We start from the raw sequence: 9,762 nt of genomic DNA on the forward strand, positions 1-9,762 counted from the left end.
CAAACCCTAATGTTTTTGCATGTAGCGCTTGTCTTGGTAGTGCTTTAAAACAGTTTTCTACAAATTGTTTGTATTTTGTAAACGTTGTCCCTTTTAATATACGTTCTCCTCCATAACGTTCATCGTTAAAAAGGGTGTGACCTATATGCTTCATGTGTACACGTATTTGGTGCGTACGTCCTGTTTCTAATTTACAGGACACTAAGGTTACATAGGTAAGGCGTTCTAATACCTTGTAATGTGTTACTGCTGGTTTTCCTTTATCGGCTTCATCACCAAAGTAAACTGTATTTTGCAATCTGTTTTTAGGGTGGCGACCTATATTTCCTTCTATTGTTCCTTCATCTTCTTCTACATTCCCCCATACAATGGCTACATATTCTCGCTCACTAGTTTTATCTTTAAACTGTTTAGATAAATGTGCCATGGCTTGTTCTGTTTTTGCAACAACTAACAGTCCACTTGTGTCTTTATCTATTCTATGTACTAGTCCTGGTCTATCGCTAGAGTTTTTTGGTAAGTTATCGAAGTGGTATATTAAACCATTTATTAGGGTTCCAGAATAGTTTCCATGTCCTGGATGCACTACAATTCCTGCGGGTTTGTTTACTACTAACAGCACATCGTCTTCGTAAACAATATCTAAAGGCATATTTTCTCCAACCAATAAATTCTCGAAAGGTGGGTGCTCGAAAAGTACTTTTATTTTATCTAAAGGTTTAACCTTATAATTAGATTTTACTATTGCTCCATTTACATAGATATTGCCCTCTTTTGCAGCTGCCTGCACTTTATTTCTAGTAGCATTTTCTATAAAATTCATTAAGTATTTATCTATACGCAATGGTGTTTGCCCTTTATCTACTTCAAAAGCATAATGCTCGTAAAGTCCATCTTCATTTTGCTGTTTTGGCGTATAATCGTCCATATAAAGTCTGCTATATTACTGTTGTTATTTAGTTACGAACGATTTCCGTTCCCCAATACAACATCTATTGTTGCCGTTTTTGGCAACTCATCTCCTCTTTTAATTGCTTTTCCTTTGTAAGTCATTTTTACAACTTCATCTTCCCCTAAATAATCTACATACGTTTTTTTACCTATTTTAAAGCCTAACGACTCTAATGTAGGTTTGGCTTGTCTGTACGTTCTTCCTACTAAATAAGGCACTTTTATTTTTCTATAACCAGAAGGGTTTAATGTAATGTATATTTTACGGTTCTCTTTAACTTCTTTACCTGCAATAGGGTCTTGGTCTATTACAGAAAATTTAGGGTAGTTAGGGTTATAATTAGCCGAGTCTTGTATTTCCATCACAAGATTATTATCTTCTAACTCCACCTTAACAACTTCTATAGATTTTCCTTTTAAGTTTGGTACGGTTTCAAAATCGCCATGATTGGTTGTTACATTTAACCATTTTAGAATGATAAAACATAATACAACAATAGCAACTAATGCTAGTGCTATTTGTTTAAAAAAAACTTTACTGGTAAGAAATTTAATAATACTCATTCAACAAATTGGAGTTAATGTTTGCAAGGCAAATATATAAAAACAAAAAGGTTTTTCTTTTAGTATAAATAAATGATATTTTAGCTAAACTAATTATACGAATAGATATTGTGTATTAGATTTTATTTACAGAAGTTTAATTAAAATAAAGGTCCGTTTACACGGAAGTTGTAATAATGAAAAACATTGCTATTATAATGGGTGGGTATTCTAGCGAATATCAAATTTCTTTAAAAAGTGGAAATGTAGTGTATGAGGTTTTAGACAGAACTAAATATAAAGGGTATCGTGTTCATATTTTTAAAGACAAATGGGTTTATGTAGATGATAATAATGATGAATATCCTATAGATAAAAACGATTTTTCTGTTACTATAAACAACTCAAAAATTAATTTCGATTGCGTTTTTAATGCTATACATGGTTCACCTGGAGAAGATGGTTTTATGCAGGCTTATTTTAAGCTTATTAATTTACCACAAACAAGTTGTACTATGTACCAAGCGGCTTTAACGTTTAATAAGCGTGATTGCTTAAGCGCACTAAAGCCTTATAATATTTTAACTGCAGAAAGCTACTTCCTTAACTTAGGGGATACTATTAATGAAGCAGAAATTATAGCTAAAGTTGGCTTACCTTGCTTTGTTAAAGCCAATAAAGCCGGAAGTAGTTTTGGTGTAACTAAAGTGCATAAAAAAGATGATTTAAAAAATGCTATTGCTGTAGCTTTTAAAGAAGATGATGAAATTATTATAGAATCTTTTTTAGATGGTACCGAAGTCTCTGTTGGAGTTATAACTTATAAAGGGGAAACAAAAGTTTTACCTATTACAGAAATTGTAAGCGATAATGATTTTTTTGACTATGAGGCTAAATACTTAGGTAAATCTCAAGAAATAACTCCTGCTAGATTAACTAAAGCGCAAGAAGAGAAAGTAAACCTTGTTGCTAAAAAAGTATATGAGGTATTAAAAATGACTGGCTTTTCGCGTAGCGAATTTATTTTTAAAGATGGAGAGCCACATTTATTAGAAATGAATACCGTTCCTGGGCTTACTAAAGAGAGTATTTTACCTCAGCAAGCCAAAGCTGCTGGTATTTCTATGACAGATTTATTTAGTAATGCTATAGAAGAGGCTCTTAAATAATACTTTAAAAATACCTACATTGGTTTTCTTTAAAAAATGATAACTTTGTAATCCATTATAAACCTTTATTATGAAGCGTGCCATATTTCCTGGATCTTTCGATCCTATTACTTTAGGACATTACGATATTATTGAACGTGGTGTAACCTTATTTGATGAAGTTATTGTTGCTATAGGTGTTAACGCTTCAAAAAAATACATGTTTTCTTTAGAGGAACGCATGGAGTTTATTAGAGAGGCTTTTAAGGATGAGCCTAGAATAAAAGTAGTTAGTTACAAAGGCTTAACTGTAGATTTCTGTAAAGATATTGGTGTCGATTTTATTTTAAGAGGTTTACGAAACCCTGCCGATTTTGAGTTTGAAAAAGCCATAGCGCATACTAATAGAGACCTTGCTCCTATTGAAACTGTATTTTTATTAACTGCAGCAAAAACATCTTACATAGCGTCTTCTATTGTTAGAGATGTTATTAGAAATAATGGAGATTATACTAAATTAGTCCCTAAAAGTGTACGTATAAAATAGTCTTATTTTTTAGCTACTAAATTAATGGTTAGGTATTAAAAGGTTTGTGCTACTTTTTTAAGAATTAAGAATGAATTACTTTATTTAAAACTTCAACAAATTCTGTTGTTACAAAGGGTTTTAAGATATAATCATTAATGTCGTATTTTTTAATTTTCATTTCTACCTCGTCTGTAGTAGCTGCTGTTAATGCTATTATAGGTATTTCTGTATTAAATTCTCGTATTAATTTCGTGGTTTCATATCCATCCAATTGTGGCATATGCAAATCCATTAAAATGCAATCAAATTTTTCTTTTTTTACAGCTTCTATAGCACGCTCGCCAGAATCTACTACTTTACTCTCTATTTCTAAAGATTCTAAAACTTTTTTTGTTACTAATTGATTTATTTTGTTATCGTCTACGACTAAAATATATTTTTTACCTATACGTTCTAATTGGTTAGTATACGATGCGGTTAACTCATTTGATTTATCACTTTTTTTGAAGGCTATATTAAAACTTAATGTTGTTCCTTTCCCTACTTCACTTTCAATGTCTATAGAACTGTCCATGACTGTTAAAATTCGTTTTACAATAGAAAGCCCTAGTCCCGTTCCATTATATACATTTTCGGTTTTTGTTTCATCTTGATAATAGTCTTCAAAAATTTTTATTTGTTTTTCTTTAGCGATACCTTGTCCTGTATCTGCTATACTAAAATCTATATTGATGGTATCTTCTGTTTCTTTTTCCTTTTTTATGTTAATATTAATATCTCCATTTTGAGTAAACTTAATAGCGTTAGATATTAAATTAATAAATACTTGTGATAGCTTTAAAGAATCCCCCACTAAAGTTATTGGTATAGTATCATCATAATCTAAGTGAATTCTATTATTACTATTTCTAAGGGCGTATTCTAAACTGTCTATTATATTATATACTAAGTTTTTTAATTGAAAATCTAATAATTGAATTTTCATTTTGCCAGACTCAGCTTTATTTATTTGTAAGACATTGTTTATTAAAGACATTAAATGGTTGCCTGAAAACTTTAAAGATTCTAAATACTCTTTATGTTTTGCACTTACATTTTCTTTTAATAATAAACCAGATAATTCTATTACAGCATACAGCGGTGTCCTTAGTTCGTGACTAATTTCTGAGTAGAAATCACTTTTTACTTTCGACAATTTTTCTGCTTTATCTCTAGCTTCCTTTAGTGCTCTATTTTTTTTATAGCCCCAATACAGTGTTATAAATAATAATCCACTTAAAACCCCTAATAGAATATTAAATCTATTCGATTTTTCTAACGATTGCTCTTGAATTAATTTTTCTTTTTCTATAAAACTTAGTTTCTCTTCGCTCTCTTTTACCTTGAATTTTGCTTCTATATTTCTAGCCAAAGCTATGTTTTCTATTTTATAAATGGAATCCTTAACCTCAACATATTTTTCATACATTTTTGTTACTTCTTCGTGTTTTTTTTCCTCTTTTAAAAAGCCTATTTTATACTCATATATTGCTTCTAATAATTTTAAGTATCCCTTTTCTTTACAAAGCTCTATTGCTTTATTAAAATATATTTTAGAAGATTTGTAATCTTTCATTTTGTAATAAACAACACCTAAACACAACCAGATATCTCCATGAATACGCTTTTGACTCTTATTATTACTTTTATTTAAACATTTAAGGGCAGTCTTTAAGTATTGTAATGCTTTAGGATAATCCTTAGAGTATTCCATTAAGTTATACCCTAGATTATAATTAGGATATGCCATTGCATATTTTTCTTTATAGTCTTTGGCATATTCTTTTGCTTCTGTAAAGGCTTTATTAGACTCCTCTAGCATTTCAAAATCTCTATATGTAACACCTATATTATTATAGCCTATAATAATACTAGTTGTGTCTTGAAGTTTTAAGTATAAGTCTTTAGATTTAAAAGCATAATAAAACGCTTTTTCTTTGTTTTTTAATTCTGCGTAAGAATAGCTTAAAGAGTTATATGCTTCTGCTACTAAATAATTGTTCTTTTTAACTTTTAAAAGCTTTAAGAGGTTTTCTACAACATTAATAGACTCTCCATACTGACTTTTATCGTTTAACTCAAAAGCATTGTAAACTACATCATAGAGAGAGTCCTCTTCTTTTAATGTTAAACCTTCTTGAGCAAAAACTGGAGTGTATGTACAGGTAAGAAACAACAGTCCATAAAAAAAATACTTCATCTGTAATACTTTACTATTGTAATCTAGTAAAAAAACTTCAGAAAACGACTGTTTATCGTTAAAAATTGACTTTTATCGGTTAATAGATATTAAAAATGAACAAAATATTATAAATTATATTCTGATAAAGGCTTAGTAAATTTTTCTGGATCTGCAGCTAAATGATAACGAGGGTCATCTATGGCTTCTACTATTACCTCTCTAAATTTAGGACTAGACTTATATAATAATGCCTTACAATCTTCGCTTAAATGTTTTAATTTAATTGTTTTTCCTTCAGCTTCATATTTCTCAACTAAATTAAAAATAGCTTCTAAAGCCGAATGATCACTTATTCTAGATTCTACAAAATCTATTTCTACATGATCAGGATCGTTTTTTACATCAAATTTTTCATTGAATGCTATAATACTACCAAAAAATAAAGGTCCCCATATTTCATAAACCTTTGTTCCATCTTCTTTAATGCGCTTTCTAGCACGAATACGTTTTGCATTTTCCCAAGAAAACACCAAAGCACTAATAATAACACCTGCGATTACTGCTATTGCTAAATCGAAAATTACAGTTAATAAAGACACTGCTATTAATACAATAACATCACTTACTGGTATTTTATTTAAAATTCTAAAACTACTCCATGCAAATGTTCCTATAACAACCATAAACATAACCCCTACTAATGCGGCAATTGGCACTTGTTCTATTAATCCCGAAGCAAACAATATAAATACTAATAGCGCTAATGCAGCAACAATACCAGATAATCTTCCGCGTCCACCTCCTTTAATATTTATTAAAGATTGTCCAATCATGGCACAACCGCCCATACCTCCAAAAAGACCAGTAATAATATTTGCACCACCTTGTGCTAAACACTCTCTATTGGAGTTTCCTCTAGTTTCTGTTATTTCGTCAACTAAGTTTAAAGTCATTAAAGATTCTATTAAACCAATCGCTGCTAAAATTAAAGCGTAAGGCCCAATAAACTTTAAAGTCTCCCAATTAAAAGGCACTTTGCTAAATATATCCCATTGAAAACTTGGTAAACCACCTTTTAGACCTTCTCCTCCACCATCTCTTATAAAACTTCCTACAGTAGCAACATCTAAGTTTCCAAAAATTACAATAGCAGAAACTACTAATATTGCGACTAATGCTTCTGGTAGTTTTTTAGTTAGTTTAGGTAGCCCAAACATAATACCCATAGTTAATAGAACTAAACCAATCATAATAAATAACGGTGTCCCTTGCATCCAAACTTTCTCTCCTCCAACAGTTTCTTTAAACATACCAAGCTGAGACAAGAAAATAACAATAGCTAAACCATTTACAAAACCCATCATTACAGGGTGTGGTATTAAACGTACAAACTTACCTAACTTAAATACACCAGCTAGCATTTGTATTATTCCCATTAAAATAACAGTAGCAAATAAATAATACAGCCCTAACTGCTCTCCATCTGCTCCCATAGCATTACCCTTAGCGACCAAAGTAACCATTACAACTGCTAAAGCCCCAGTTGCTCCACTAATCATCCCTGGCCTACCACCAAAAACAGAGGTAATTATACCAATCATAAATGCAGCGTATAACCCCACTAAAGGGTCTACTCCCGCAACAAAAGCAAAAGCTACTGCTTCTGGAACTAAAGCTAAAGCTACAGTAAGTCCACTTAAAATATCATTCTTAGCATTTGCTGTCTGTTTTCTAAAAAATGCAGTCATAGGTTTGTTTTTTGAAGCTGCAAAAGTACATTTAATTAAGAGATACACAAAGCGGTAATTGTTATATTTGTTGCATACATACTAGCTAAACATCTTTACTAATGAAAAAAATATTCGTTCTATTCTTATTAATAAGTGCCTGTAATACAGAAAAAAAAGACTTAAGTTTCGATTTCACAACACCGTTTGAAACGTCACAAGGAACTGAGACTGCTACTTACGAAGAAACCATTAGCTTTTATGAAAATTTAGCTCAAGTATATCCAGAAATTACAATTAAAGCTATTGGAGAAACCGATTCTGGTAAACCATTACATATTGTTACTTTAAATCCCGATCCTAATTTTAATTTCTCAAGCCCTAGAGATAACAAACGTGTTATGCTTATTAATAATGGAATTCATCCAGGTGAAAGCGACGGGATAGATGCAACAATGTTACTTTACAGAGCTATTGTACAAGGTAAAATAGAAATGCCAAAAAGCACAGTATTGGTTACCATACCTATTTATAATGTTGGAGGAAGTTTAAATAGAAATACCGGTTCTAGAACTAACCAAAATGGTCCTAAAGCTTACGGTTTTAGAGGAAATGCACGTAATTACGATTTAAATAGAGATTTTATAAAATCGGATACTAAAAACGCCAGAACCTTTGCAAAAATTTTCCACCTGGTAAAACCAGATGTTTTTATAGACAACCATGTAAGCAATGGTGCAGATTACCAATATACTCTAACCCATTTATTTACTCAGCATAATAAATTAGGAGGAGCACTTGGCAATTATTTGCACACTAAAATGATGCCTAATCTTGAAGAAAAGCTTTCGGAGGCATCTTGGGATATTACACCCTATGTAAACGTTTTCAATACTGTACCAGAAAAAGGGTTTTCTCAATTTATGGATTATCCAAGATACTCTACAGGTTACACCACGCTATTTAACACTTTAGGGATGATGGTAGAAACACACATGTTAAAACCATATAAACAACGCGTAGAAGGCACATACGAGCTAATGAAAAATATGATCGCCATTACAGAAAATGATGGCAAACTTATTTCTAAATTAAGAGCTAATAGTTACAACAATTATAAAACAGGCTCTAATTATTCATTAAATTGGACAGTAGATACTAGTAAAACCTCTACCTTAAATTTTAAAGGCTTTGAAGGCCGCATGATTGCAAGTGAAATTACTAATGCACAACGCCTAAAATTTGATACCTCTAAACCTTTTACAAAAAAAGTACAGTACCGTAATTATTTTAAAGCAAAAGACTCAGTAACAATACCCAAAGCCTATGTAATCCCTCAAGGCTGGCATAATATTATTACTTTATTAAAACTGAATAATATTAAACTAAAGCAGTTAAAAAACGATTCTACAATTACAGTAGAAAACTATAAAATAGACACTTACAAAAGTAGAACTACACCATACGAGGGACATTACCTTCATTACAATACCAATGTAAAATCTAGTATAAAACCTATAACTTTTAAAGCAGGAGATTACATTGTAAACACCAATCAAAATGGTGTACGTTACCTTATAGAAACGTTAGAACCTCAAGCTCCAGACTCTTTTTTTAATTGGAATTTTTTCGACACGATATTACAACAAAAAGAAGGGTTTTCTCCTTATGTATGGGAAGACAAAGCAAAAACACTACTAGATAGTAACCAGCAGTTACAACAAGAATTTGAAGCTAAAAAACAATCTGATGATAGTTTTGCTAAAAACTGGTATGCTCAACTAGATTGGCTACATAAACAAAGTAATAATTACGAAAAAATACACTTACAATACCCAATTTATAGGATTAAATAATTAAATTTGAAAAGATGTCACATCAATATCAAATACTATTATTGTTAATGATACTTCTTTTTACCTCTTGTAAACAAGAAAAAAAAGCTAATGCTACACCTTTAATAACTAAAAAAGAATGTATAAACAATATTCTAAAATTAGATGATTCATTAGGTAAATTAAGAAATATTGAGTGTAAACAAGTGCCATTAAGCCAAAGCATAACAAATTATACTACAGCCTTAAACAACTTAGATTACACATCCTGTCCCAAAACATTTTCTAATGCTTTTAACCAACATACCAAAGCATGGGATAAAATGATTGAAGTTACCAATAAGTATGCAGCACTAAGAGGAGAAATGCATGATTTATTTAACCAAATAGAAATTAGTAAAGACTCTACACAGTTTAAAATTTTATTAAAAGACATTTGGGACACATGGGAAGATATCGAGAAGACTACTAAGTAAACCACTCAATAAAACACACAGACTACATACTATCTATAGAATATGTAATATATTAGTTCCCTTAAAATTCATAATATGAAAAAGATAAGCTTTTTAACATCTTTAATACTAATATGTATAACCAGTTGTTCTGAAGAAAAAACAGAAAAAACAACCATAACAAAATATGTTGAAGACTCTCACTCCTATGCCAAGCCTAATGAAGCTAGCACAAATCATTTAGACCTAAATATTGAAGTTGATTTTGAAACAAAACAAATTAAAGGAACTGCCACTTATAAAATTAATAACAATAATGCTTCTGAAATAATCTTAGACTCTAAATTTTTAGA

At 30.7% G+C, this 9,762-nt stretch carries 8 protein-coding genes and 1 pseudogene; 5 read left to right on the forward strand and 4 right to left on the reverse strand.

The features are described 5' to 3' along the window. Both ACVC2P_RS05340 and ACVC2P_RS05345 read right to left on the reverse strand, forming a co-directional pair. Nucleotides 1-928, reverse strand: a 928-nt coding sequence (locus ACVC2P_RS05340; protein ID WP_452597442.1) for an RluA family pseudouridine synthase, incomplete at its 3' end; no start/stop codon positions are given. 32 nt (nucleotides 929-960) lie between these two features. Then, nucleotides 961-1,515 carry a PASTA domain-containing protein gene (locus tag ACVC2P_RS05345; protein ID WP_452597443.1) on the reverse strand — a complete coding sequence of 185 codons (555 nt, stop codon included), beginning with the start codon at nucleotides 1,513-1,515 and terminating at the stop codon, nucleotides 961-963. A 176-nt stretch (nucleotides 1,516-1,691) separates the two neighbouring features. Here ACVC2P_RS05345 and ACVC2P_RS05350 point away from each other — a divergent pair, with 176 nt between their 5' ends. Both ACVC2P_RS05350 and coaD read left to right on the forward strand, forming a co-directional pair. Then, the gene (locus ACVC2P_RS05350; RefSeq protein ID WP_452597444.1) at nucleotides 1,692-2,663 is read left to right on the forward strand and encodes a D-alanine--D-alanine ligase; all 972 of its coding nucleotides are present in this window, start codon (nucleotides 1,692-1,694) and stop codon (nucleotides 2,661-2,663) included. A 70-nt stretch (nucleotides 2,664-2,733) separates the two neighbouring features. After that, nucleotides 2,734-3,189 (forward strand): pantetheine-phosphate adenylyltransferase, encoded by a 456-nt coding sequence (gene coaD / locus ACVC2P_RS05355; protein ID WP_452597445.1) that lies wholly within the window; start codon nucleotides 2,734-2,736, stop codon nucleotides 3,187-3,189. Between the two features lie 64 nt (nucleotides 3,190-3,253). On the opposite strand, the gene ACVC2P_RS05360 is transcribed toward coaD, so the two are convergent. Both ACVC2P_RS05360 and ACVC2P_RS05365 read right to left on the reverse strand, forming a co-directional pair. Beyond that, nucleotides 3,254-5,410: a response regulator gene (locus tag ACVC2P_RS05360; protein WP_452597446.1), complete on the reverse strand. Its 2,157-nt coding sequence runs from the start codon at nucleotides 5,408-5,410 to the stop codon at nucleotides 3,254-3,256. Nucleotides 5,411-5,517: 107 nt separating this feature from the next. Then, nucleotides 5,518-7,140: a SulP family inorganic anion transporter gene (locus tag ACVC2P_RS05365; RefSeq protein WP_452597447.1), complete on the reverse strand. Its 1,623-nt coding sequence runs from the start codon at nucleotides 7,138-7,140 to the stop codon at nucleotides 5,518-5,520. A 101-nt stretch (nucleotides 7,141-7,241) separates the two neighbouring features. On the opposite strand from ACVC2P_RS05365, the gene ACVC2P_RS05370 reads away from it, so the two are divergent. The 3 genes and pseudogenes from ACVC2P_RS05370 to ACVC2P_RS05380 form a co-directional block, all read left to right on the forward strand. Then, nucleotides 7,242-8,975 carry a M14 family metallopeptidase gene (locus ACVC2P_RS05370; RefSeq protein WP_452597448.1) on the forward strand — a complete coding sequence of 578 codons (1,734 nt, stop codon included), beginning with the start codon at nucleotides 7,242-7,244 and terminating at the stop codon, nucleotides 8,973-8,975. 14 nt (nucleotides 8,976-8,989) lie between these two features. After that, nucleotides 8,990-9,430 carry a hypothetical protein gene (locus tag ACVC2P_RS05375; RefSeq protein ID WP_452597449.1) on the forward strand — a complete coding sequence of 147 codons (441 nt, stop codon included), beginning with the start codon at nucleotides 8,990-8,992 and terminating at the stop codon, nucleotides 9,428-9,430. A gap of 75 nt (nucleotides 9,431-9,505) precedes the next feature. Continuing rightward, nucleotides 9,506-9,762, forward strand: a pseudogene (locus ACVC2P_RS05380) (aminopeptidase); the annotation flags it as partial.

It is taken from the genome of Pontimicrobium sp. MEBiC01747 (assembly GCF_053601635.1).

Coding starts and splice junctions, on each gene's coding strand:
- ACVC2P_RS05345 (WP_452597443.1), bottom strand. CDS start 1,515: ATGAGTATTATTAAATTTCTTACCAGTAAAGTTTTTTTTAAACAAATA.
- coaD (WP_452597445.1), top strand. CDS start 2,734: ATGAAGCGTGCCATATTTCCTGGATCTTTCGATCCTATTACTTTAGGA.
- ACVC2P_RS05360 (WP_452597446.1), bottom strand. CDS start 5,410: ATGAAGTATTTTTTTTATGGACTGTTGTTTCTTACCTGTACATACACT.
- ACVC2P_RS05365 (WP_452597447.1), bottom strand. CDS start 7,140: ATGACTGCATTTTTTAGAAAACAGACAGCAAATGCTAAGAATGATATT.
- ACVC2P_RS05370 (WP_452597448.1), top strand. CDS start 7,242: ATGAAAAAAATATTCGTTCTATTCTTATTAATAAGTGCCTGTAATACA.
- ACVC2P_RS05375 (WP_452597449.1), top strand. CDS start 8,990: ATGTCACATCAATATCAAATACTATTATTGTTAATGATACTTCTTTTT.
- ACVC2P_RS05350 (WP_452597444.1), top strand. CDS start 1,692: ATGAAAAACATTGCTATTATAATGGGTGGGTATTCTAGCGAATATCAA.